The sequence below is a fragment of the Frankiales bacterium genome, from assembly GCA_016125335.1.
Classification (GTDB): Bacteria; Actinomycetota; Actinomycetes; order S36-B12; family CAIYMF01; genus Longivirga.
Window position 1 is genome coordinate 51,664 of the sequence record WGLY01000022.1, and the last position, 24,722, is coordinate 76,385.

Annotated in this window: 20 protein-coding genes and 1 tRNA gene; 17 read left to right on the forward strand and 4 right to left on the reverse strand. The window is 73.8% G+C overall.

Annotation, left to right across the window (positions count from 1 at the left end):
• Window positions 1-52 precede the first annotated feature (52 nt).
• The 4 genes from GC157_12915 to GC157_12930 all read left to right on the forward strand — a co-directional run bounded on the left by GC157_12915 (window position 53) and on the right by GC157_12930 (window position 5,382).
• The gene (locus tag GC157_12915; protein ID MBI1378367.1) at window positions 53-1,375 is read left to right on the forward strand and encodes a glycosyl transferase; all 1,323 of its coding nucleotides are present in this window, start codon (window positions 53-55) and stop codon (window positions 1,373-1,375) included.
• Between the two features lie 10 nt (window positions 1,376-1,385).
• Entirely contained in the window at window positions 1,386-2,750 is a 1,365-nt protein-coding gene (locus tag GC157_12920; protein MBI1378368.1) for an aminoglycoside phosphotransferase, read from the forward strand.
• A 2-nt stretch (window positions 2,751-2,752) separates the two neighbouring features.
• Window positions 2,753-3,706 carry an SIS domain-containing protein gene (locus GC157_12925; GenBank protein MBI1378369.1) on the forward strand — a complete coding sequence of 318 codons (954 nt, stop codon included), beginning with the start codon at window positions 2,753-2,755 and terminating at the stop codon, window positions 3,704-3,706.
• A gap of 131 nt (window positions 3,707-3,837) precedes the next feature.
• A complete protein-coding gene (locus GC157_12930) occupies window positions 3,838-5,382 on the forward strand; it encodes an AMP-binding protein (GenBank protein MBI1378370.1) in 1,545 nt (514 codons plus the stop codon).
• A gap of 25 nt (window positions 5,383-5,407) precedes the next feature.
• Here GC157_12930 and GC157_12935 read toward each other — a convergent pair whose 3' ends face one another.
• Window positions 5,408-7,480 carry an MMPL family transporter gene (locus GC157_12935; GenBank protein ID MBI1378371.1) on the reverse strand — a complete coding sequence of 691 codons (2,073 nt, stop codon included), beginning with the start codon at window positions 7,478-7,480 and terminating at the stop codon, window positions 5,408-5,410.
• A 122-nt stretch (window positions 7,481-7,602) separates the two neighbouring features.
• Here GC157_12935 and GC157_12940 point away from each other — a divergent pair, with 122 nt between their 5' ends.
• The 4 genes from GC157_12940 (at window position 7,603) to GC157_12955 (ending at window position 10,742) form a co-directional block, all read left to right on the forward strand.
• A complete protein-coding gene (locus GC157_12940; protein ID MBI1378372.1) occupies window positions 7,603-8,133 on the forward strand; it encodes a MarR family transcriptional regulator in 531 nt (176 codons plus the stop codon).
• A 131-nt stretch (window positions 8,134-8,264) separates the two neighbouring features.
• Window positions 8,265-9,221, forward strand: coding sequence for a pyridoxal-phosphate dependent enzyme (locus GC157_12945; GenBank protein MBI1378373.1), 957 nt, complete (start codon window positions 8,265-8,267; stop codon window positions 9,219-9,221).
• Window positions 9,222-9,270: 49 nt separating this feature from the next.
• Window positions 9,271-9,882 carry a GNAT family N-acetyltransferase gene (locus GC157_12950; GenBank protein MBI1378374.1) on the forward strand — a complete coding sequence of 204 codons (612 nt, stop codon included), beginning with the start codon at window positions 9,271-9,273 and terminating at the stop codon, window positions 9,880-9,882.
• 98 nt (window positions 9,883-9,980) lie between these two features.
• Window positions 9,981-10,742: an SDR family oxidoreductase gene (locus tag GC157_12955; GenBank protein ID MBI1378375.1), complete on the forward strand. Its 762-nt coding sequence runs from the start codon at window positions 9,981-9,983 to the stop codon at window positions 10,740-10,742.
• Window positions 10,743-10,835: 93 nt separating this feature from the next.
• Here the strand turns inward: GC157_12955 and GC157_12960 are convergent, their stop codons facing one another.
• Entirely contained in the window at window positions 10,836-11,684 is an 849-nt protein-coding gene (locus GC157_12960) for an NAD(P)H-binding protein (protein ID MBI1378376.1), read from the reverse strand.
• Window positions 11,685-11,831: 147 nt separating this feature from the next.
• Between GC157_12960 and GC157_12965 the strand changes: the two genes are divergently transcribed.
• Entirely contained in the window at window positions 11,832-13,283 is a 1,452-nt protein-coding gene (locus GC157_12965; protein MBI1378377.1) for an aldehyde dehydrogenase family protein, read from the forward strand.
• A gap of 76 nt (window positions 13,284-13,359) precedes the next feature.
• Here GC157_12965 and GC157_12970 read toward each other — a convergent pair whose 3' ends face one another.
• A complete protein-coding gene (locus tag GC157_12970; protein ID MBI1378378.1) occupies window positions 13,360-14,280 on the reverse strand; it encodes an ATP-dependent DNA ligase in 921 nt (306 codons plus the stop codon).
• Entirely contained in the window at window positions 14,277-15,224 is a 948-nt protein-coding gene (locus tag GC157_12975; protein MBI1378379.1) for a DNA ligase, read from the reverse strand. Before GC157_12975 ends, GC157_12970 begins: the two co-directional genes overlap by 4 nt.
• Window positions 15,225-15,304: 80 nt before the next feature.
• On the opposite strand from GC157_12975, the gene GC157_12980 reads away from it, so the two are divergent.
• The 8 genes from GC157_12980 to glgX all read left to right on the forward strand — a co-directional run bounded on the left by GC157_12980 (window position 15,305) and on the right by glgX (window position 24,709).
• On the forward strand, window positions 15,305-16,249 hold the full coding sequence (locus tag GC157_12980; GenBank protein MBI1378380.1) for a Ku protein: 945 nt from the start codon (window positions 15,305-15,307) through the stop codon (window positions 16,247-16,249).
• 84 nt (window positions 16,250-16,333) lie between these two features.
• Window positions 16,334-17,377, forward strand: coding sequence for a Rieske 2Fe-2S domain-containing protein (locus GC157_12985; GenBank protein MBI1378381.1), 1,044 nt, complete (start codon window positions 16,334-16,336; stop codon window positions 17,375-17,377).
• A gap of 19 nt (window positions 17,378-17,396) precedes the next feature.
• A complete protein-coding gene (locus tag GC157_12990; protein MBI1378382.1) occupies window positions 17,397-17,855 on the forward strand; it encodes a hypothetical protein in 459 nt (152 codons plus the stop codon).
• A gap of 112 nt (window positions 17,856-17,967) precedes the next feature.
• Window positions 17,968-19,197: an NAD(P)/FAD-dependent oxidoreductase gene (locus GC157_12995; protein MBI1378383.1), complete on the forward strand. Its 1,230-nt coding sequence runs from the start codon at window positions 17,968-17,970 to the stop codon at window positions 19,195-19,197.
• Window positions 19,198-19,434: 237 nt separating this feature from the next.
• Window positions 19,435-21,156, forward strand: coding sequence for a sulfate permease (gene sulP, locus GC157_13000; protein ID MBI1378384.1), 1,722 nt, complete (start codon window positions 19,435-19,437; stop codon window positions 21,154-21,156).
• Between the two features lie 219 nt (window positions 21,157-21,375).
• Window positions 21,376-21,999, forward strand: coding sequence for a DUF4232 domain-containing protein (locus GC157_13005; GenBank protein ID MBI1378385.1), 624 nt, complete (start codon window positions 21,376-21,378; stop codon window positions 21,997-21,999).
• Window positions 22,000-22,100: 101 nt separating this feature from the next.
• Window positions 22,101-22,173, forward strand: a tRNA-Lys gene (locus GC157_13010).
• Between the two features lie 412 nt (window positions 22,174-22,585).
• Window positions 22,586-24,709 carry a glycogen debranching protein GlgX gene (gene glgX / locus GC157_13015; GenBank protein ID MBI1378386.1) on the forward strand — a complete coding sequence of 708 codons (2,124 nt, stop codon included), beginning with the start codon at window positions 22,586-22,588 and terminating at the stop codon, window positions 24,707-24,709.
• Window positions 24,710-24,722: the final 13 nt, after the last annotated feature.

The following is a 24,722-nucleotide window of genomic DNA, read 5'->3' on the forward strand; positions in this document are numbered from 1 at the left end:
GCGGCCGACGTCCGTCAGGCTCCCGTCACCGTCGACGACCGAGAGAGGGCGCATGTCCACCCGACCCCTGACGATCCTGTTCATGCCCGAGTCCGCGTTCGGGCCGACGAACCAGTGCATCGGCGTCGGCGACGTGCTGCGTCGTCGCGGCCACCGCGTGGTGTTCGCTGCCGAGGCGTCGTGGAAGGGCAAGCTCACCGCGCTCGGCTTCGAGGAGGACCTCGTCGACCTGGCGCCGCCGCCGGAGCCGGTCGAGGGCGAGGAGGCCGAGCAGGACGCCGGCCAGTTCTGGAAGGACTTCATCCGCGACACCGCGCCGGAGTTCCGCAAGCCCACGGTCGAGCAGCTCGAGACCTTCATGGCGCCCACCTGGCAGGCGTTGATCGACGGAGCCCAGTACTGCGAGCCGCAGCTGCGCGCGATCATCGACCGGGTGCGGCCCGACGTCGTCGTGGAGGACAACGTCGTGTGCTTCCCCGCGCTGATGACGGCGGGCGCGCCGTTCGTGCGGATCATGTCGTGCAACCCGCTGGAGATGAACGGCCCGGACGTGCCGCCCGCCTACTCGGGGCTGCCCTCCGACGACCGCACCGAGTGGGACTCGTTCCGCGCGGAGTACGACCGCACGCACCGCGCGATGTGGTCGTCGTACAACGACTGGGTCGTGTCCCAGGGCGCGCCGCCCCTGCCGGACCTGGAGTTCATCCACACCTCCGAGCACGCCAACCTCTACGTGTTCCCGGAGGAGGCCGACTACACCGCGCGCCGGCCGCTCGACGCGACATGGCACCGCATGGACTCCAGCGTGCGGGGCACGGACGAGCAGTACGTCGTGCCCGCGGCCGTGGCCGACCGGCCCGAGGGCAGCGCGCTGATCTACCTCTCGCTGGGGTCGCTGGGCAGCGCCGACGTCGACCTGATGAAGCGGCTCGTGGACGTCCTCGGCCGCACGCCCCACCGCTACATCGTGAGCAAGGGCCCCCAGCACACGGAGTACGAGCTGGCCGACAACATGGTGGGCGCGGAGTTCCTCCCGCAGACCACGCTCATCCCGCAGGTCGACGCGGTCATCACCCACGGCGGCAACAACACCACCACCGAGGCCCTGCACTTCGGCAAGCCGATGATCCTGCTGCCGCTGTTCTGGGACCAGTACGACAACGCGCAGCGCATGCACGAGCTCGGGTTCGGCGTGCGGCTCGCGACGTACTCGTTCACCGACGCCGAGATGGACGCCGCCCTCGCCACCGTGCTGTCCGGGGCGAAGCGCGCGGAGCTGGCCGGTATCGGCGAGCGCGTGCGCGCCCGCGACGGCCTCGTGCGCGGCGCCGACGTGATCGAGCAGGTCGCGCGGGCGCACGCCGACCAGGGCTGAGCCGGACGACGTGGACTCGCTCGCGGCGCTCGTCGCGGCGGCACCGGGGTCGCTGGTGCTGCCGCCCGGCGAGCGGCGCGCGGTCGTGGCGGTGCCCGCTCCGCTGCGGCTGCTCGCGGCCCTGGAGCTCGACCACGGCCGCGCGGTCGGCGTCGTCGAGGACGCAGCCGGAGCGCGGTGGACCGTCCCGCTCGCCGCGGAGGCGGGCTCGGTGCGCCGCGCGCTGCCCGGCGACGGCGTGGCGGAGGCTCTGCTGCGCCGCCTGTCCGCGCGGGTCGCGGGCGGCCCCGCGAGCGCGGACCTCGGCGGCTCGTTCACCGCGCAGGTGTGGCACGCCGAGCCGATCGCCGGCGAGAGCGGGCTGACCGTGGACCAGACGAACGAGTCGGTCGTCGTGGGCGAGCGGGCCATGGTCAAGTGGTCCGTGCGCCTGCCGCGCGCGGGCGAGCGCGGCGCCCAGCCCGCCGCTGACCGCATCGCCGCGCTCGCGGCCGCCGGGTTCACCGAGACCCCCGCCGCCTGGGCGCTGCTGCGCTGGACCGACGCCGACGGCGTCGACGTGCTGCTCGCGGCCGTCACCGCCTACCTGCCGCACGCCCAGGACGGCTGGGACTGGGCCGTGGCCGACGTGAGCGCGGCGGCGCGGCACCGGGTGCCGGCCGACGACGCCCTGGCCGCCCCGCGCCGGCTGGGCTCCCTCACCGCGCGCCTGCACGTGGCGCTGGCGCACGGCCGCGAGTCCCACGCCGGGGCCGACCTCGCGCAGGCGTGGCGGGCGGCCGCGCTCGCCGAGCTCGACGAGGCGCTCACCCTGGTGGGCGGCCCCGAGGGCGATCGGCTGCGCGCCCGGGCGCCGCGCATCGCCGCGGCGTACGACGCACTGGCCGCCGCTGCCGGCACGCCGCTGATCCCCGTGCACGGCGACTACCACGTGGGCCAGGTGCTGCGGACCCCCAGCGACGACCCCGCGCTGCGGTTCGACTACGCCGTCACGGACTTCGACGGCAACCCGGTGCTCGCGGCCGCGCAGCGCGGCGCCCCGCAGCCGGCCGCCCTCGACGTCGCGGGCATGCTCGCCTCCCTCGACCACGTGGGCCGGGTGGTGCTGCGCCGCACCGAGGGGGCCGACGCCGAGGTCGTGCGCGGCTGGATCCCCGCGGCGCAGGAGGAGTTCGGGCGGGAGTACGCCGCCGGCCTCGCCCTCGCCGGCCACGCGCACCTGCTCGACGAGCGGCTCGTGCCGCCGCTGCGGTTCCAGCAGGAGGTGCGCGAGCACCTCTACGCGGTGCGCCACCTCCCGCACTGGGGCTACGTCGCCGACGGCGCCCTCGTCGACCTGCTTCCCGACGTCCCGACCGACCGCACCCCGGAGTGACTGTGGACCCCGCCCTGTTCCTCGCCGACCTCGAGCGCAAGCCCGAGCAGCTGCGCTCGCTGGCCGCCGCCCTCGACGACGCCGACCCGTGGGCGGCCCTGCCCGGCGCCTCCCGGCTCGTCCTGCTGGGCATGGGCTCCTCGGCGTACGCCGCGGGCGTCGCCGCCGCCCGGCTGCGCGCCGCCGGGGTGGACGCCGTGGCCGAGCTCGCCGGCTCGGACCTGCTGCCGCCCGCGGACGACCGCACCGTCGTGGTCGCCGTCTCCGCGGGCGGCGGCTCCCGCGAGACGCGCGCCGCCGTCGAGCACTACCGCGGCCGCTGCCCGGTCGTGCTGCTCACGAACACCACCGGCTCGCCGCTGGCCGGCAGCGCGGACCTCGTCGTCGACCTGCGGGCGGGGACGGAGGAGGGCGGGGTGGCGTGCCGCAGCTACCAGCACACGCTCGCCCTCCTGCTGGCGCTGGAGGCCCACCTCACCGGTGCCGGCCCGGACGTCGCGGCCCTCGCCCGGGCGGCCGCGCTGGCGACGGACTCGCTGCTCGCGCGCCGGCCCTCCTGGCTGCCCGAGCTGCGCGAGCTGCTCGCCGGGCCGCAGGGCACGCACGTCGTCGCGCCGGCCCGGCGCCTGACCTCGGCCCAGCAGTCGGCGCTGATGCTGCGGGAGGGGCCGCGCGTGCCGGCCTACGCCTGCGAGACAGCCGACTGGAGCCACGTCGACGTCTACCTCACCCGCACGACGGACTACCGCATGCTGCTGCTGGCCGGGTCGCGCTGGGAGGACGAGCTGCTGCGCTGGACCACGGAGCGGGGCTCGACGGTGGTGGCGGTGGGCGCCGACGTGCCGGGGGCGGCCGCAGTGCTGCGCTACCCCGGCGACGAGGACGACGACGTCCGGCTCCTCACGGAGACCCTCGTCGCCGAGCTGGTGGCCGCCGACCTGTGGGCCCGCACCTGACCCGGCCGGGGACGTCCGGCGGCCGGCTGCGACCGGATCGATACGTCCGAGTCGCGTGATTCCGGCCCTCGGTGCACCCTCGTGGATCACACTTCCCGACAGGTCAACGTCGCCCAGCACCGGGAGCACCCATGGTCTTCACCAGCCCTCTTCCCGACGTCGTGATCCCCGACTCCGCGCTCTCCGAGTACGTGCTCGAGGGCTGCGCCAGGCTGGGGGACAAGCCCGCGCTCATCGAGGGCGCCAGCGGGCGCACGATCACGTACGCCGGGCTCGAGGCCGCGGTCCGCTCGCTGGCCGGGGGGCTCACGGCGCGCGGGTTCGGCCGCGGCGACGTGCTGGCGCTGATGTCGCCGAACATCCCGGAGTACGCGGTGGTCTTCCACGGCGTCGCGATGTCCGGGGGCGCGATCACCACGATCAACCCGACCTACACCGAGGCCGAGGTGCACAAGCAGCTCGTCGACTCCGGGGCCTCGCTGCTGGTCACCATCCCGATGTTCCTCGAGACCGCCCGGGCGGCCGCGGCCGGCACCGCGGTCACCGAGGTCTTCGTGCTCGGCGAGGCGGAGGGCGCCACGCCGGTCACCGCGCTGTTCGGCCCGCCCGCGCAGGCCCAGGTGCCGGTCGAGCCGGACACCGTGGTGTGCCTGCCGTACTCCTCCGGCACCACGGGCATCAGCAAGGGCGTCATGCTCACCCACCGCAACCTGGTCGCCAACGTGGCGCAGGTGCTCTCCGCCGCGGACATCCGCGACGACGAGAAGTTCATCGCGGTGCTGCCCTTCTTCCACATCTACGGCATGCAGGTGCTGATGAACACCGGGCTGCGCGCCGGCGTCACCGTCATCACGATGCCGCGGTTCGACCTCGAGGAGTTCCTGCGCCTGCACCAGGACTACGGGATCACCCGGTCGTTCGTCGCGCCGCCCATCGTGGTGGCGCTGGCCAAGCACCCGATGGTGGACTCCTACGACCTCAGCGCCCTCAAGCAGGTGTTCTCCGGCGCGGCGCCGCTCTCGGCCGAGCTCGCCCTCGAGGCCGGCGCCCGCCTCGACTGCGAGGTGGTGCAGGGCTATGGCATGACCGAGATGTCACCGGTGTCGCACCTGACGCCGCCCGGCATGTTCAAGCCCGGCTCCTGCGGCGTCACCGCCCCCAACACCGTCACCCGGATCGTCGACCCGGCCACGCAGAAGGACCTCGGCGTCGACGAGGACGGCGAGGTCTGCGTCAAGGGCCCGCAGGTGATGCTGGGCTACCTGGGCAACAAGGCCGCGACCGACGCGATCTTCGACCAGGACGGCTGGCTGCACACCGGCGACATCGGCCACATCGACGCCGACGGCCACCTCTACGTCGTCGACCGGCTCAAGGAGCTCATCAAGTACAAGGGCTTTCAGGTGCCGCCGGCCGAGCTCGAGGCCCTGCTGCTCACCCACCCCGCCGTCGCCGACGCGGCCGTGGTCGGCATGCCGGACGACGAGGCCGGCGAGATCCCGGTGGCCCACGTGGTGCTGCGCCCGGGCGCGGAGGCGACGCCGGAGGACATCCAGGAGTTCGTCGCCGGCCAGGTCGCGCACTACAAGCAGGTGCGCAAGGTGGTGATCACCGACGCCATCCCGAAGTCGGCGTCGGGCAAGATCCTGCGCCGCATGCTGCGCGACCAGGGCTGACCCGGCCGCGGCCCCGGTGCCCGCGTCAGGGCACCGGAGCCGGCTCGTGCTCCAGGCTCGAGGCGCCGGCGTCGCGGCCGTCGACCCGCGAGGGCCACCAGAACCGCTCGCCGAGCAGGAACGCGAGCGCGGGCACCAGCACGGTGCGCACCAGCAGCGTGTCGAGCAGCACGCCGACGCACACGATGGTGCCGATCTGCGCCAGCGCGATCAGCGGCAGCACACCCAGCACGGCGAACACGGCTGCCAGCAGGATGCCGGCGCTCGTGATGACGCCTCCGGTGGCGCGCAGCGCCGTGAGCATCCCGTCGCGGGTGTTCGTGAGCAGCGCCTCCTCGCGGGCCCGCGTCGACAGGAAGATGTTGTAGTCGACGCCGAGCGCCACCAGGAACAGGAACGACAGCAGCAGCACGGTGGTGTCGAGGGCGGGGTAGCCCAGGACGTGCTGGAACACGAACCACGACGCCCCGACGGCGGCGAAGTAGGTGCCGAGCACCGTCGCCACGAGCAGCACCGGCGCGAGCAGCGACCGCAGCAGCAGCACCAGCACCACCGCCACGAGGAGCAGCACCAGCGGGACGACCACCGTGGTGTCGCGCAGGGCGGCGTCCCTCTGGTCGAGGCGCTGCGCGACCTCGCCGCCCACCACGGCGTCCGCGCCGGGCACGGCCCCGACCGCGTCGCGCAGGGCGCGCACCTGGTCGTAGGAGGCCTCCGAGCCGGGCGACGCGCTGAGCACCACGTTCACCTGCGCCACCTCGGCCGACGCCGGCCCCGGCCGCGCCGAGACCACCCCGGGCACCGCGGTCGCGGCGGCCACCACGGCGTCGACCGACGCCGGGTCGGTCATGACGGCCGCGGGCGCGCTCTCTCCCGCGGGGAACGCGCTGGCGAGCGTCTCCTGGCCGAGGACCGACTCCGGCTTCACCCGGAACTGCTCGGTCTGGCTGAGGCCCACGGACAGGCCCACCCCGCCGAGGGCGAGCACCACGAGCACGGCCACCGCGCCCGAGCCCACGGCCATGGGGCGCCGGCGGACGGCCTCGCCCACGCGGCCCCAGAACTTGCCCTCGCGGGGCTCGTCGCCCACCCGCGGCACGAACGGCCAGAACAGCCCGCGGCCGAACACCACGAGAGCGGCCGGCAGCACCACGAGCGCGGAGACCATCGCCAGCAGGACGCCGATCGCGGCCGAGAACCCCAGGCCGCGCAGGTTCTCCTCCTGCGCGAGCAGGAGGGTGAGCAGGGCCAGGATCACCGTGCCGGCCGAGGCGAGGATCGGCTCGGCCGTGCGCCGCAGCGCCTCCTGCATCGCCTCGAACCGGCTCTCGTCCGAGCGCAGCCGGTCGCGGTAGCGCGCGATGAGCAGCAGCGCGTAGTCGGTCGCGGCGCCGAACACGAGCACGCTCGTGATTCCCGCGGAGGACGGGTCGACCACGATCCCGAAGTGGGGCGCCACGAGCGCCACCACCTTGGTGGTCACCTGCTCGGTGACACCGACCACGAGCAGCGGCACCAGCCACAGCCAGGGGCTTCGGTAGGTGATCAGGAGCAGCACCGCCACGACGGAGGCGGTCGCGGCGAGCAGCGTGATGTCGGCGCCGTCGAACACCGCGGCGAGGTCGGCGCCGAACGCCGGGCCTCCGGTCACCTGGGCGCGCAGCCCGTCGGGCAGGTCCGCGGCGGCGGTGGTGCGCAGCTGGGCGACCTCGGCGGCGGTGTCGCCCGTGGTGTCGACCGGGACGGCCACCACGGCGACCGTGCCGTCCGGGGAGTACGCCGGCTGCAGCGGCTGCTCGCCGACGCCGAGCGGGGCCAGGGCGCTGGCGCGCGCCGAGACCGCGGTGCGGTCCACCTGGGTGAGCGCGCCGCCGTCCTCGCGGCTGTACACGACGATCGCGGGCGCGACCCCGGGGTCGGGCAGCGCCTGCTGGCGCAGCTCGGCCTCGGCGGACTGGTAGCTCGTGGGCAGGCCCGAGGAGACCAGCGGCGCCACCGGCTCGGGGGCCTTGAGGAAGGCCACGACGACGACCGCGAGCACGGTCAGTCCGAGGACGACGAAGGCCGAGCGTCGGCGGGCGACGTGGCCGGTGGGCATCCGCACGAGGGGGCTCCCGAGAGGTTCGCAGGGGCGGGGCGCGGCGACGTGTGGCCGCGAGGATCGCTAGTTTGTCTAGTGATGGACGAGGCTACCCCAGGGTCCCTAGACTGTCTAGCGACATGGTCAGCCGCCCCGAGCAGCAGCCGCCCGACCCCGCGTCGGCCGGCCCGTCCGGCGCACCCGCCGACGGGGCGGCGCGGCCGACCCGGCCGGAGAACTGGGTCAGCTCGGAGGTCAGCGAGGCGTTCTACGCCGTCCTCAACCAGATGCCCACGCTGCGCGTGGCGCTGGCCCGCAGGCTGGGGCTCAACCAGAGCGAGGTCGACGCCATGGAGCACCTCATGGGCGAGCCCATGGGGCCGGTCGAGCTCTCCCGCCGGCTGCACATGACCTCGGCGTCGGCGACCGTGCTGGTCGACCGGCTCGAGGAGGCCGGCCACGTGGTGCGCGAGCCCGACGTCCACGACGGCCGGCGTCGCGTGGTCCGGCCCACCGCGCAGGGCGCCACCGCGGTGTTCCAGCAGATCGGCCCCCTCGTCGCCGACCTCGTGGCGGCCGAGGACGTGCTCGACCCGGCCGAGCGCGAGGCGGTGGTGCGCTACCTCACCCGGGTCCGCGAGGTGCTCACCGCCCACGCCGAGCGCCTCTGACCGTGCGGCGCGGTCGCTTCCCCGTCACGCGCGCACGGCCCGTCCTCCGTCCGCGATTCCGGCCGGACCCGGGTGCGCCTGGGATACCGTGCGCACCGGCCCGAGTGACAGCCGGACGCCGTGGAGGTGCCATGAGCCGGTCAGGTCCCGTCGACCACCTCGCGCGAGCCGACGACGCGCTCGCCGCGATCGGCCGCACCCCTCTGGTCCGGCTGAACGGGCTCACCGAGCCGGACGACGCGGAGATCTGGGTCAAGATCGAGTCCGCCAACCCGACCGGTTCGTACAAGGACCGGATGGCGCTGTCGATGATCCTCGGAGCGCAGCGATCGGGTCGGCTCGCCCCGCAGCAGCCGGTGGTGGAGTACACGGGCGGCTCCACCGGATCGTCGCTCGCCTATGTCTGCTCCCTCACCGGGCACCCCCTCCACATCGTCAGCTCGGACGCCTTCGCCGTGGAGAAGCTGCGCACCATGCAGGCGCTTGGCGCCCACGTCGAGCTCGTCCCGAGCCCGGAGGGCATCACACCCGACCTCATCCCGCGGATGCGCGAGCGGGCGCAGCAGATCGCGCGCGAGACGGGCGCCTACGCCACCGACCAGTTCAACAACCACGACATGGTCGACGGGTACGTCGCCCTGGGCGAGGAGATCGTCGGCCAGCTCGACGGCGAGGTCGACGCCTTCTGCTCCTACGTCGGCACCGCCGGATGCTTCCTCGGCACGACACGGGCGCTGCGCGCGGCCGTGCCGGGGGTGCACCGTGTCGTCGTCGAGCCCGCCGAGTCCGCCGTCCTGTCCGGGCAGCCGGCCGGCACCCACCACATCGAGGGAGGGGGCATCGGCTTCGTCCCGCCCCAGCTGAGCGCCGACGACTACGACGAGGTGCTGCCGGTCCCGGAGGCGGAGGCGTTCGCGATGGCGCGCGACGCCGCGCGACGCGCCGGGATCTTCTCCGGTCCCTCGACCGGGGCCAACCTCGTGGCGGCCCGGCACCTGGCCCGGCGTCTCGGCGCGGGGCACCGGGTGGTCACGCTGCAGGTGGACAGCGGCCTGAAGTACCTGTCGGGCGGGCTCTACGAGGGGTGAGCGCCGGCCACCGTCGACGGCGTGACGGCCACCTGCGAGGGTGACGCCCGTGGCAGTGGTCCCCGAGGTGCGCGAGCTGGTGCGCGAGGAGTGGGCCGAGGCGGGTCTCGTGGCTGCGCGGGCCTTCTTCGACGAGGAGTTCGTCGTCGGGATGCTCGGGCCGGAGCCGTTCGAGCGGTTCGTCGGCGTGCGGCACTTCTACCTCGCCGAGCCCTGGGACGAGGACGCCGTGCACCTCGGCGTGTTCCTCGGGGACACGCTCGTCGGCGTCGTGCGGGCCTCGCCCTACGGCCGCTGCTTCGTGTGCCGGCACGTGTCGCCCGACGCGCCGCCGGACGACCCGATCCTGGCCAAGGACTGGGTCTTCGAGCTGGGCGTCCTGCGCGGCCACGCGCCGTACGACGGGCACGCGTGGATCAGCCGCGTCGCGGTCGAGCCGTCGCTGCACGGCACGGGCCTGGGCCGGCTGCTGCTCGAGGCCGCGCTCGACCGCCTGGCGCAGGACGGCCCGGGCACCGTGCTGCTCGAGTGCCTCGCCAGCCGCGAGGGGTTCTACCTCGCCCGCGGCTTCACCCGGGTCGAGGAGATGCCCGACCCCAACGCGGAGCGCTCCTGGCTGATGCGTGCGGACCTCCCCCGGAGCACGGCCCCGGCGTCCTGAGCCCTGCGGGACGGGTCGCACGCACGGCCGTGCTCGACCCGCCTTCGCGCCTGTCGCGCGGCTAGCGTGGACGGCGCAGGGGTGCGGGAGGGAACGAGATGGACACCTCGAGGCACAGCGGCAAGGTCGCGATCGTCACCGGCGCGGCCAACGGGATCGGGCGCGCCACGGTGCTGCGGCTGGCGGCCGAGGGGGCGCGGGTCGTCGGCTTCGACGTCAACGACACCGCGCTCGCGGAGACCAGCGAGGCGCTCGGGGCGGCCGGCCTCACGGCCGAGCTCGTCGCCGCCGACATCACCTCGCAGGCCGACGTCGACCGGGTCGTCGCCCTCGCCGGCCCGCGCATCGACGTCCTGGCGAACGTGGCCGGGATCATGGACCACTTCCTGCCCCTCGGCGAGGTCGACGACGCCACCTGGGAGCGCGTGCTCGGCGTCAACCTCACGGGTGTGATGCGCCTGACCCGCGCGGTGCTGCCCGTGATGCTCGCGCAGGACGGCGGCGGCGCGATCGTCACCGTGGCCTCGAAGGCGTCGCTGGGCGCGGGGGCCTCGGGCGTCGCGTACACGACGTCCAAGCACGGCGTGATCGGCCTCGTCCGCAGCGTCGCGTACTTCTACGGCCCCCAGGGCATCCGGTCCAACGCCGTGCTGCCCGGCGCCGTGGAGACCGCGATCGGCGCGACGGCCGCGCCCCAGTCCGAGTGGGCGATGCAGCGCGCCATGCTCTCGATGGGGGTGATGGGCAGCCCCGCGCAGCCCGACCAGATCGCCTCGGTCGTCTCGTGGCTCGCGAGCGAGGAGGCGTCCAACGTCAACGGCGCCACCGTGTCCGCCGACGGCGGGTGGTCCACGGCCTGAGAGCCCGACCCAGCATGCGTACGCCGGCCGTCTCGGGGGCCGGCGTACGCATGCGGGTCCCGTGCCAGGAGCGGGCGCTCCCCCGGCCCGTCGTCAGACGTCGGCGGCGATGCGTGCCGCGAGCTCGTCCAGGCTCGTCGCGGGGCGGCCGGTGATGTGCTCGACCGCGGTCGACACCGTCGCCATCTCCCCCGCGGCGATGGCCGTGTAGGTGGACACCCACGCCTCCACCAGCCAGTCGGGGGCGTCGTAGGCCGCCCGCGACGCGTAGGCCTCCTCGAGCGTCTCGTCGTGGAAGCGGTAGGTGCGACCGAGGCGGCGGGTCAGCACCGCGGCGACCTCGTCGAGGGTCAGCGCCTCCGGACCCGTCACCGAGTAGGCGACGTCGCGATGCGCCGCCGACCGGAGGAGCACCTCGGTGGCCACGTCCGCGACGTCGTCGATCGCCACGACCGAGGCGCGGCCGTCACCGGCCGGACCGCGGATGACGCCGTCGTCGCCGGCGAGGCGCAGCATGTCGTCGGCGTAGAGCGAGTCGCGCAGGAACGTGAAGCTCATGCCGCTGCGGCCGATGTGCTGCTCGGTGGCCCAGTGGTCGCGCGCGAGGGTGAACGTCGCGTCAGGGTGCGCGTTGAGGAACGACACGTACACGAGGTGCTGCACGCCGGCGGCCGCGGCGGCGTCGACGAACGTGAGGTGCTGCGCCACCCGGTCGACGCTCTCGGACGCGGACACCATCAGCGCGACCTCCACGCCCTCGAGGGCGCGGCTCACCGCGGCGCCTTCGTCGTAGGAGGCCGCCACCACGTCGGCGCCGCTCAGCTGCGGCGCGCGCGACGGGTCGCGCACGAGGAGCCGCTGCCGGGCGCCGCTGCCGGCCAGGCGCGCCGCCACGCGGCCGCCGAGCCGGCCGGTCGACCCGGTGACGCCGATGACCGCCATGGCCGAACGCTACGGCGTCCCGCGCGTCCCGGCCGGTCCGGACGGCGCGGCCGCGGGATGCGGTTGGCGAGGGGGGACGTCGGCGGCGGGGCGACGCGCGAGCGCGCCGTCTAGGGTCCTGGCAGGGACGAGCGGACGGGAGTCGCGATGGGCAGGCAGATCACCTCGGTCGTGGGCGGGTCGACCGTGACGGGCGGGGGCGTCCACGCGGACGTCAACCCGTCGGACCTCTCCGACGTCGTCGTGGAGCACGGGACCGCCGACGTCGACGTCGCACGGCAGGCGATCGACGCCGCGGCCGCCGCCTTCCCGGTGTGGTCGGCCACCACGCCCTGGCAGCGCTCCGAGGTGCTCGACCGGGCCGGCTCGGAGGTGCTCGCGCGCGCCGACGAGCTCGGCGACCTGCTCGCCCGCGAGGAGGGCAAGACCCTGCCCGAGGCGCGCGGCGAGGTGGTGCGCGCCGGCCAGATCCTCAAGTACTTCGCCGGCGCGGTGCTGGCACCGCACGGGCACGTGCTGGACTCGGTGCGGCCCGGCATCGAGGTGACCGTCACCCGCGAGCCGCTCGGCGTCGTCTCGGTGATCACGCCGTGGAACTTCCCCATCGCCATCCCGGCCTGGAAGGTGGCGCCGGCCCTCGCGTTCGGCAACACCGTGGTGCTCAAGCCGGCCGAGCTCGTGCCCGCGAGCGCGTGGGAGCTCGTCGACATCCTCAACCGGGCCGGGCTGCCCGAGGGCGCGCTCAACCTCGTGCTGGGGCGAGGTTCGGTGCTCGGCCCCACGCTCACGACCGACCCGGCGGTGAACGCCGTCACGTTCACCGGCTCGGTGGCCACCGGCCGCATCATCCTCGACGCCCCTGCGCCGGTGGGCCGCAAGGTGCAGCTCGAGCTCGGCGGCAAGAACCCGCTCGTCGTCGTGGACGACGCCGACCTCGCCGTGGCGGTGGAGTGCCTCGTGCAGGGCGGGTTCGGCAGCACCGGCCAGCGGTGCACGGCGTCGTCGTGGGTGATCGTCACCGACGCCATCCACGACCGGTTCGTGGACGCGGTGCGCGAGCGGCTCGGGCGCTGGGCCGTGGGCGACGCCCGGGCCGCGGGCACCGACATGGGTCCGGTGGTCGACGAGACGCAGCTGGCGCAGAACCTGCGCTACCTCGACGTCGCGCGCGAGGAGGGCGGCGAGGTGCTCGGCGGCGAGCTGGTGGAGTCGGCCACGCAGGGCCACTTCATGGCCCCGGCGCTCGTGCTCGGCACCGCCCCCGAGCACACGATCAACCGCGAGGAGGTGTTCGGCCCCGTCGTGTCGGTGGTGCGGGTGCCGGACTACGCCGCGGCGCTCGAGGCGGCCAACGGCAGCACGATGAACCTGTCGGCCGGCATCTGCACCACGGACCTCGCGACGGCGTCGCACTTCCGCCGCCACTCCAAGGCCGGGATGGTGATGGTGAACCTGCCCACCGCCGGGGTGGACTTCCACGTGCCGTTCGGCGGCCGCGGCGACTCCAGCCACGGCCCGCGCGAGCAGGGCTTCGCCGCCGTCGACTTCTTCACCACGAGCAAGACGGCGTACACCGCCGCCGGAGCCCCGCGCACCTGACCCCCCGCGATGTCACTGGTGAAAGGGCTGCTTCCGGGGCCCGGAAGCGACCGTTTCACCAGTGACATCGGACCGGTCAGGGGGAGAGGGGGGCGAGGTCGCCGGCGTGGTCGGCGTACCACTCGAGCGCCTCGGCGAGGCTGCGCTGGCGCGTGGTGCCGGCCTCGACGTCGGCCCACGGCACCGGGGTGGCCGCGGTCGGGTGATCGCGCCCGCGCAGCGACCACGGCACGATCGTGGTCTTGGCCGGGTTGTTCTGGCTCCAGTCGACGAACACCTTGCCCGGGCGCAGGTCCTTCGACATGCGGCTCACGACGAGCGCCGGCAGGTGCTGCTCGAGCGCGGCGGCCAGCGCCCGGGCGTACTCCGACGTCGATCCCGCGCGGTCGATCACGGCGCGGCCCTTGTCCGACGCCTCGGCCAGCGCGGCGTACACCTGCATCCCCTTCGAGCCGCTCGTGACCGCGTACGCGGTCATGCCGTGGCTCTCGAGCATCGCGCGGACCAGCAGCGCGACCTCGCCGCACTCGGCCAGCCCCGCAGGGGCGCCCGGGTCGAGGTCGACCACCACGCGGTCGGGCGCGAGGGGCTCGCCCGTGGCGCGGTCGACCCGCCACTGCGGCGCGTGCAGCTCGAGCGCGCCCTGCTGCGCGCACCATGCGACGGCGGCCACCTCGTCGAGCAGGGGGTAGTCGAGGTCGCGCGCACCGCGGCCGGAGCGCGAGCCGTCGTGGTGCAGCGTCAGGCGCGGGATCCAGTCGGGTGCGCCGCGCGGCATGTTCTTCTCGAAGAACGGCTCGGCGCCCACGCCGTCGGGCCACCGCTTGCGCGTGACCGGCCGGTCCTTCGCGAGGGCGAGGATCGCGGGCGCGACCGTGAGGTAGTACTGGAGCACCTCGGCCTTGGTCGTGCCGGTCTCCGGGTAGAGCACCTTGTCGAGGTTGGTCAGCCGCAGCTGGCGGCCGCCGACCTCCGTGGTCACCGGTCCGCCGTTCACGACTCGCCCCCGTCGCCCGTCGCGTCCGCCGCGGTGAGGTCCGGCCGCAACCGGGCCACGGAGGGCGCGCGCAGCAGGCCCTGGCCACCGCGGCCGAGGTGCTCGACGTCGATCACGAGGAGCGGCTCCACCCAGGTGATGCCGTCGCGCAGCGCGTCGGGCACCGCGTCGCTCGGCTCGAACGGGCTCGTCGGCCGCACGGTGTCGGCGAGCACGGCCAGCAGCGCCGTCGACACCTTCTCGGTGAACCCGGACCCGACCGCGCCGTCGTAGCGCAGGCCGTCGTCGGCCGTGGGCGTGCCCACGAGCACGGAGGCCAGCGGCCGGCCGGACTCCACGCCTCGCTTCCAGCCCCCGATGACGAACGAGTGGGTGCGCCGGTGAGCCACCTTCACCCAGTCCGGGCTGCGGACGCCGGGGCGGTAGGGCGACGACCTGCGCTTGGCCACCACTCCCTCGAGCCCCTGGGCGGCGGTGGAGGCGAGCAGCGCCTCGCCGTCGTCGAAGGCGTCCGGCACCAGGACGTGAGCGCTCGGGACGACGGACTCGCGCAGCAGCGCACGGCGCTCGTCGTAGGGGCGGCCCACGAGGTCGACGCCGCGCAGCCGGAGCAGGTCGAACACCACGTACGTGACCGGGCGCTCGCCGGGCCCGCGCGGCGCGCCCTGGATCCGCGGCGCCAGCCGCGCGAACGACGGTCGCCCCTGCTCGTCGAAGGCGACGATCTCGCCGTCGAGCACGGTGTCCGGTGGCAGACCGGTGGTGGCGGCGACCTCGGGGAACCGCGACGTGGCGTCAGCGCCCGTCCGGCTGGTGAGCCGCAGTCCCTTCTCCGTGGTGCGGGCCAGGATCCGCATCCCGTCCCACTTGACCTCGAACGCCCAGGTCAGCGGCCCCTCGGTCACCGAGGGCAACGGACCGGGGGTGGCCAGCATGGGTCGCACGGGTCCATCATGGCCATTCCGGCACAACGGCGGCGTCTCCTCGCGTCGTGTGACTTCCCCACCGGTCAGGAGAACCGTCGATGAGAGCGATGTGGAAGGGCTCGGTCGCCTTCGGGCTGGTCAACGTGCCCATCAAGCTGTACGCCGCGACCGAGGACCACGACGTCCGGTTCCACCAGGTGCACGCCGCCGACGGCGGGCGGATCAAGATGGTGCGCACCTGCAGCATCGACGGCCAGCCGGTGGAGTACAAGGACCTCGCCAAGGGCTACGAGACCGACAGCGGCCAGCTCGTCGTGATGGACGAGGCCGACTTCGAGGGGTTGCCGGTGCCCGGCGTCCGCGAGATCGAGGTGCTCGAGTTCGTCCCGAGCGACCAGGTCGACCCGCTGCTCTTCGACCGCAGCTACTACCTCGAGCCCGAGTCCAAGGCACTCAAGCCCTACGTGCTGCTGCGCGAGGCGCTCGAGCAGACCGATCGCACCGCGATCGTCCGCGTGGTGCTGCGCAACAAGTCCCAGCTCGCCGCGCTGCGCGTGCGGGGCGACGTCCTCGTGATGCAGACGATGCTCTGGCCGGACGAGGTGCGCGCGGCCGACTTCGGCGTGCTCGAGGGCGACGTCGAGATCCGCGAGCAGGAGCTTGCGATGGCGGCGTCGCTGGTCGACTCGCTCGCCTCGGACTTCGACCCCGCGCAGTACAAGGACGACTACCGCGAGGCGCTGCTGAAGGTGATCGAGGCCAAGGTGGCCGGGGGCGAGGGCGTCACCGCGCCGGAGCCGGCCTCGGACGGCGACACCGGCGACGGGCTCGTGGTGGACCTCATGGCCGCGCTGCGCGAGTCGGTGGAGCGCACGAAGGCCAGCCGGGCCGAGGCCCAGGAGAGCGCGCCTGCCAAGCCCGCCCCGCGCAAGCGCGCCGCCTCCTCGAGCAAGGCCCCGGCGGGCAGCGCCCGCAAGAGCACCTCGAAGAAGGCCTCCGAGGCGGAGCCGGAGAAGGCGAAGGCCCGTCGCCGCTCGGCCTGAGCGTCGTACAGTCGGCGGCGTCCCTGCGGGGCAGCGTCCGCGCCGCCGGCCGCGACGACGCCCCGCCGTCCGCCGGGGAGAGCCGTGTACGTCCTCAACGCCTGGTACGTCGCCGCGTGGTCGACCGAGGTCACGCGGGAGCCGGCCCGCCGCGTGGTGTGCGAGATCCCGCTGGTGCTCTACCGCACGCTCGACGGCCGTGCCGTCGTGCTCGAGGACCGCTGCCCGCACCGCGCCTACCCGCTCTCCGCGGGGCGACTGGTGGGCGACGACATCGAGTGCGGCTACCACGGCTTCACCTTCGACTGCCACGGTGCCTGCGTGCGGGTGCCGGCGCAGGAGATCATCCCGCGGCGCACCGTCGTGCGCTCCTTCCCCGTCGTCGAGAAGGACGGCTGGGTGTGGGTGTGGACCGGTGACGCCGAGCGCGCCGACACGGCCAAGGTGCCGGACACGCACTGGATGGCCGACCCGGAGTGGGCCACCGTCACCCACTCGTTCCACTTCGACTGCCGCGCCGAGCTGATCCACGACAACCTGCTCGACCTCACGCACGAGTCGTTCATCCACACCTCGACGGTCGGGGACGACTACATCTACAAGCACGGGATCACCGTCGTCGTCGACGGCGACGTCGTCTCGGCCGACCGCCTGATGCCCGGCGTCGCCGCTCCTCCCCTCTACGCCTCGACGATGCGGCTCGAGGGGCTCTGGGACCGCTTCCACTGCACGGAGTTCCACGCGCCGAGCTTCCACGTGCTGCACTCCGGCATCACCGGGCAGGGGCGCCCGCGCGAGGAGGGCTACCTCATCAAGGTGATGAACGGCATCACCCCGATCGACGCGCACAACAGCCACTACTTCTACGCGTTCTCGCGCAACTTCGGCGTCGACCAGCAGTGGGCCACCGACGAGCTGGTCGAGGGTCTGCGCGTGGTTCTCCAGGAGGACGCCGACGCCCTGGCGCTCCAGGAGATCGGCATGCAGTCCCGGCCGCCGGGCGAGTTCGACGTCCTCATCGCGCAGGACGCCGGGGTGGCGAAGGCCCGCAAGGTGATGGCCCGCCTGCTCGCGGCGGAGCGGCAGGGCACGCTCACCGCCGCCGACCTCGAGTCCGCGACGTCGTGAGCCGGGGCGGCGCACGCCCGTGCAGCTGATCCTGCGCGGCGCCGCGCGGACGCTCGGCGCGGCCGGCTCGGTGGTGCTGGCCGCCAGCCCGGACAGCCTCGCGCGCCAGCCGTGGCAGTGGGACGTGCGCGTAGCGCGGGAGCCGGTGGGCGTGTCGGTGGCCGCCGACGGCGCCGGCATCGGACCCCACCACGTGTGCGTGCGCCACGACGCCGCCGCCGTGGACGTGGACCTGCGCGCGGTCCGGCTGGGGCCGGCGCCGGCCCGGCTCGAGCGACCGTCGGCGCGGCTGTGGGTGGCCGTCGTCGAGCAGGGCGTCGTTGTGCACGGTGCCTTCGCGCTCGACCCCGGCGACGTCGTGGTGTGGGAGGGAGACGACCCCGAGGACGTCCGGCTCGAACCCGCGGAAGGCGCCGCGCTGCTGGTCGTGGCCGACCTGGGGCGCACCGACGGGCAGGCCCTGCGCTGGGTGCCCTGAGGCGGCCGGTGGCAGGCAGCCCGGCGCTGGGGCAGGGTGATCCCGTGCGCGACGCGTGTGAGCGCCTGACGCGCGGGTAGTGCGGGTCGACCAGCCAGACGGGAGGACGGACATGGCGGACGTGCAGAGGGTCGTCGTGGTGGGGGGTGGCCTGGCCGCGGCGAAGACGGCGGAGTCGTTGCGCGCCAAGGGGTTCGCGGGGTCGATCACGATCCTCGCAGAGGAGCGGCACCTGCCGTACGAGCGCCCCAACCTGTCCAAGGCGTACCTCCAGGGCGAGAAGGGCGTCGACAGCCTGTTCGTGCACCCCGAGGACTGGTACGCCGAGAACGACGTCGACCTGCGCCGCGGCGTGCGGGCCGAGTCGCTCGACCGCGGGTCCCGCGCGGTGCTTCTGGGCGGCGGCGAGGAGGTCCCCTACGACGTGCTGGTGCTGGCCACCGGCTCGAGCCCGCGCACGCTCGACGTGCCGGGGGCCGACCTCGAGGGCGTGCTGGCGCTGCGGACCCTCGACGACAGCGACCGCCTGCGCTCGGTGCTCGAGTCGGTGGCGCGGATCGTCGTCGTCGGTGCCGGGTGGATCGGTCTCGAGGCAGCGGCCGCCGCCCGCAAGGCGGGGGTGGACGTGACCGTCGTCGAGACGATGCCGCTCCCGCTCGAGCGCGTGCTCGGCCCGGAGATGGCGCAGGTGTTCGCCGACCTGCACCGCGAGAACGGCGTCGACCTGCGCACGGGAGTGGGCGTCGACTCGTTCGTCGGCGACGACGGGCGCGTGGTGGCGGTGCGCCTGGCCGACGGGACGGAGCTGGCGGCCGAGGCGGTGCTCGTGGGTGTGGGGATCACGCCCAACGTCGGGCTCGCGCAGGCCGCGGGCCTCGAGGTCGACAACGGGATCGTGGTCGACGAGCGGCTGCGCACGAGCGACCCCGCGGTGTACGCGGTGGGCGACGTCGCCAACGCCTGGCACCCGGTGCTGGGCCGCCGGCTGCGCGTGGAGCACTGGGCCAACGCGCTCAACCAGCCCGGGGTGGCCGCAGCCGACATCGTGGGCGAGAAGGCCGCCTACGAGCGGCAGCCGTACTTCTACACCGACCAGTACGACCTCGGCATGGAGTACACCGGCTACGCCGAGCCCGGCGGCTACGACCGCGTGGTGGTGCGGGGCGACCTCGGTGCGCGCGAGTTCGTCGCGTTCTGGGTGAAGGACGGGCACGTGCTCGCCGGCATGAACGTCAACGTGTGGGACGTCGTCGACGACATCAAGGCGCTCATCGCCGCGGACCACCCGATCGACCTCGACCGGCTCGCCGACCCCGACGCCCCCCTCGCCGACCTGGCCTGACCCCGTCGCTCCCCCGCGTCGCCGCCCGGGAGCACGGATCCGCCGGCCGGTCTCCACGGCCTGCGGCAGTTCCGTGCGGTCCCGGCCGGCGGGGCTGAGGGCCACGCGTCGCGGCGGGCGTCGTCGGGGCCGCCGGCGGTAGCGTGCGCGCGTCGGGAGCCCGCGACCCGACGACGTCGCGCCGCGGGCCGCGGCGGTGGCCCCGGTGGCTGCCGGCCGGTGCGAGCGGAGGCCGCGGTGTCGATCGCCGACCTGGACTCGCCGCAGGAGCGGCCGCGCTGGCTGGCGCCCTCGCTGCGCGGCTACCAGGCGGGCTACGCGGGCCGCGACGTCGTCGCGGGGCTGGTGCTCTCCGCCCTGCTCGTGCCGCAGGGCATGGCCTACGCCGAGCTGGCCGGCCTCCCGGCCGTGACCGGCCTGTACACGTCGGTCCTGTGCCTGCTCGGCTATGCCGCGGTGGGCACCTCGCGGGTGCTGGTGCTCGGCCCCGACTCCGCCCTGGGCCCGATGATCGCCGCGACGATCCTGCCGCTTCAGGCCGCGGGCGGCGACCCGGCGCGGGCGGTGGTGCTCGCCTCGGCGCTCGCCGTGATCACCGGCGTCGTCATGCTCGGCGCGGGGCTCGGCCGGCTCGGCTTCGTGGCCGACCTGCTGTCCAAGCCGACGATCCGCGGCTACATGAACGGGCTCGCGCTCACGATCGTGGTGGGCCAGCTGCCCAAGCTGCTCGGCTTCTCGGTGGACGCCGACACCTTCCTCGGCGAGGTGCGCGCCGTCGCCGTCGCACTGGCCGACGGCGCGGTGGTCGCCGCGGCGGCGGGGATCGGGCTGCTCTCCCTCGCGGTGCTGCTGGTGCTCAACCGGTGGCTGCCGAAGGTGCCCTCGGTGCTCGTCGCCGCCCTGCTCGCGATGCTGGTGAGCGTCGTCGCCGACCTTGCGGGGCGCGGCGTGAGCACGATCGGCGTGCTGCCGGAGGGGCTGCCGGCCTTCACGGTGCCCCGCGTGGGCATGACCGACCTCGGCGTGCTCGTCGTCGGCGGCGTGAGCATCGCGCTGGTGGCGCTGGCCGACACGATCTCCACCGCGACCTCGTTCGCCGACCGTCAGGGGGCGGTGGTGGACGGCGACCGCGAGATGGTCGGGATCGGCGTCGCCAACATCGCGGCCGGGCTGTTCCAGGGCTTCCCGGTGAGCACCAGCGCCTCGCGCACGGCCGTGGCGGAGCAGGCCGGCTCGCGCAGCCAGGTCTCCGGCCTCGTGGGCGCCGTGATGATCGCGCTGATGCTCGTGGTCGCCCCCGGGCTGCTCGCGCCGCTGCCGCAGCCCACGCTCGGCGCCATCGTCATCGCCGCGGCCCTCTCGCTCGCCGACGTGCCCGCGACGGTGCGCCTCTACCACCAGCGCAAGACCGACTTCTGGCTGAGCATGTCCGCGTTCCTCGGCGTCGCGCTGCTCGGGGTGCTGCCGGGCATCGTGCTCGCGATCGCGCTCTCGGTGGCCAACGTCTTCCGGCGCATCTGGATGCCCTACCGCACGGAGCTGGGCCGATCGCCCGGCACCCGCGGACTGCACGACGTGCGCATGTACCCGGACGCGCAGCGCCTCCCCGGTTGCGTGGTGATCCGCTTCGACGCGCCGCTCATCTTCGCCAACGCCGGGACCTTCCGCGAGACCGTCGTCGCCGCCGTACGCCGCGACCCGCGCCCCTCGTGGGTCGTCGTCGCGGCGGAGCCGATCACCGACGTCGACACCACGGCCTGCGACATGCTCGAGGACCTCGTGCCCGACCTCGAGACGGTGGGCGTCCACCTCGTGTTCGCCGAGCTCAAGGACGTGGTGCGCAGCAAGCTGCACGACTACGGCCTGCACCGCACGGTCGGCGACGACCGCTTCTTCCCGACGACGCACGCCGCGGTGGACGCCTACCAGGAGCTCACCGGCGAGCAGTGGACCGACTGAGCCGCAGCTCGGTCGCGCCGGCACGTTTCCCTACTCGCGGATCCCGCCACGGCGGTGACCACCGTCACCGCCGTCGACAGGCTGCTCACCGTGATGGGCACTACACGTCTGGCCCACTAGAGGCGCCGTCTTCCGCGGGGCCCGGCTGCGCGCCCCTCCCGGCCGGCGGCCAGAAGTGGCACAGTGGCAGCACCGTCCTCTATCCGCGGGAGGCTCGCCGTGCCGCGACGCACCGCTCTGCTGGCCGCTCTACCGCTCCTGCTGCTCACCACGGCCTGCTCCGGGACCGCGACGTCGACGGCGACGACCACCGTCACCGCGACGGCCACGACCACCGTCACAGCGACCGCGACCGCGACGGCCACCGTCACGGCGTCGCCCAGCTCGACGGCGACGGTGGTCTCCGTCACCCGGTGCACCGTGGCGCACCTGACGCTCACGCTCGGACCGGCCGACGGCACCGCCGGCAGCATCTACCGGCCGATCATCTTCACCAACAAGGGCTCCAGCACGTGCAAGCTCGCCGGCCACCCGGGAGTGTCGTTCGTGGCCTTCGGGTCGAGCGCGCAGGTGGGCGCTGCCGCGGCGCACAGCGCCCAGCCGCCGACGACCACCGTCACGCTGGCCCCGGGAGCCAAGGCGTCGGCGCTGCTGCGCACCGTCGACTACGGGAACTTCGGCGCCTCGGCATGCGCGGCCGTGTCCGTCCGGGGGCTGCGCGTGTACCCGCCCGGGAGCACGGTGTCCGTCATCGTCGCGCTGCCGTCGGGCTCGAAGGCCTGCTCGACGATGGTGTCCCAGCTCAGCATCGGCGCCGTCGTGGCGGGCTCCACCGGTCAGTGACGCACGCCGTGCGGATCCCTCGGCACGGCCTGCTGGCATGATCTGACCGTCACGGGTCGGTTCGTCTCCGGAGGGATGTCCGGGCTGATGCCGCACGTGCCGGGCCGTTAGCTCAACTGGCAGAGCAGCGGACTTTTAATCCGCGGGTTCCGGGTTCGATCCCCGGGCGGCCCACCTGCCTCGACGTCGCGCCTCGGCTGATGCGTGAGGATCCGTCGCGGCTGGTCCTGCCCTCCTCCCCAGAGCATGCGAAGCCGGTCCCGATCCTCGAGCCGACCCGGTGCGAGCTGGCCGCGGTCGATCCCCAGCTCGGCCAGCGTTCGCCGGAAGGCCTGGGCCAAGGACTCCTCGTCACGCTGGATCACGGGTGCGGGGATCCGCGCTGGAGCAGCTGCCGCTCGCCGCCGTGCAGGGACCGCCGTGCACCGGTTCCCGCTGAGCAGGGCCGAGCGCGAGTCCCGCCGGCCGTGCTCGCGCATCCGTGGGGCCTGACCGGCGCCGGCAGGGCAGGGTGGGCGCAGGAACCGACGACCGACAGGATGGGACCCGACCAGCCAGGGCACCGGCCCGGCACGAGAGGACGTTCATGCAGGTGTGGCCCGGGTCCGCTTACCCCCTCGGGGCGACCTACGACGGGAGCGGGACGAACTTCGCGCTCTTCTCGTCGGTGGCCGACCGGGTCGAGCTGTGCCTGTTCGCGGCCGACGGCACGGAGACCAGGGTTCCGCTCCGGGAGCGCGACGCGGACGTGTGGCACGCCTACCTGCCCGGGATCCTCCCCGGCCAGCGGTACGGCTGGCGGGTGCACGGTCCTTACGACCCCGGGGCCGGGCACCGGTGCAACCCGGCCAAGGTGCTCCTGGACCCCTACGCGAAGGCCATCGACGGGCGGGTGGACTGGGACGAGTCGTGCTTCGGCTACAGGTGGGCCGACCACGACGCCCGCAACGACCTGGACTCGGGCCCGCACGTCCCCAAGGCCGTGGTGATCAACCCGTTCTTCGACTGGGCCGACGACCGGTCGCCGCGGACGCCGTACCACGAGACCGTGATCTACGAGGCGCACGTGAAGGGCCTCACGGCGCGCCATCCCCGGATCCCACCGGAGATCCGCGGGACGTACGCCGGGGTCGCGCACCCGGTGATGCTCGAGCACTACAAGCGCCTCGGCATCACGGCGGTGGAGCTGATGCCGGTGCACCACTTCATCCACGACCACCACCTGGTGCAGCGTGGCCGGTCGAACTACTGGGGCTACAACACCCTGGGCTTCCTCGCGCCGCACGCCTTCTACAGCGCCAGCGGGACCGACGGCCAGCAGGTCTCGGAGTTCAAGTCGATGGTGCGCGACCTGCACCGCGCAGGACTCGAGGTGATCCTCGACGTCGTCTACAACCACACCGCGGAGGGGAACCATCTCGGGCCCACACTGTCGCTGCGGGGCATCGACAACGCCGCGTACTACCGACTGGTCCACGACGACCCACGTCACTACTACGACACGACAGGGACCGGGAACTCGCTGCTCATGGGCAGCCCCCACGTCCTCCAGCTGATCATGGACTCGATGCGCTACTGGGTCACCGAGATGCACGTGGACGGGTTCCGGTTCGACCTCGCGGCGACGCTGGCGCGGCAGTTCCACGAGGTGGACCGGCTCAGCGCGTTCTTCGACCTGGTCCACCAGGACCCGATCGTGTCGCAGGTGAAGCTCATCGCCGAGCCGTGGGACCTCGGCGAGGGCGGCTACCAGGTCGGGGGGTTCCCGCCCCTGTGGACCGAGTGGAACGGCCACTATCGCGACACCGTCCGGGACTTCTGGCGCGGCGAGCCCGCGACCATGCCGGAGTTCGCCTCGCGCCTCACCGGCTCCTCGGACCTCTACGAGAGCAGCGGACGTCGTCCGATCGCGTCGATCAACTTCGTGACGGCGCACGACGGGTTCACGCTGCGGGACCTGGTGTCCTACAACGAGAAGCACAACGACGCCAACGGCGAGGGCAACGCCGACGGGGAGAGCAACAACAGGTCGTGGAACTGCGGCGTCGAGGGCCCCACGCGCAAGACCGGGGTCAACCGGCTCCGCGCACGCCAGCAGCGCAACTTCCTCGCGACCCTGTTCCTCAGCCAGGGGGTGCCGATGCTGCTCCACGGCGACGAGCTGGGCCGGACCCAGGGCGGCAACAACAACGTGTACTGCCTCGACGACGAGACGTCGTGGGTCGACTGGCACCCGACGAAGGACGGCGCGAGCCTCATGGGCTTCGTCGAGTCGGTGGCGCAGCTGCGCCGGGACAACCCGGTGTTCCGGCGACGGAGGTTCTTCCAGGGTCACGACGTGCGGGCCGCCGGTCAGCACGAGATCGCCTGGCTGAGGCCGGACGGCCGGCAGATGGACGAGTCGGACTGGACCAACGGGTTCGCCCGGACCCTGGGCGTCTTCCTCAATGGTGAGGCGATGGACGAGATCGACGAGCGGGGGGAGCCGGTCTCCGGGGACTCCTTCCTCCTGCTCATGAACGCCCACTCCGGGGACGTGCCCTTCACCCTGCCCGAGGCGTCGTTCGGCAGCTCCTGGCACATCGAGCTGGACACCGCGGAAACCGCGGCCACCCCGCCCGTGGGCGACCAGGCCGACCCGGTGCTGCGGCCCGGGCAGGTGGTCGACCTGACCAGCCACAGCGTCGTCGTGCTGCGCAAGCGCTCATGAGTCCGACGACACG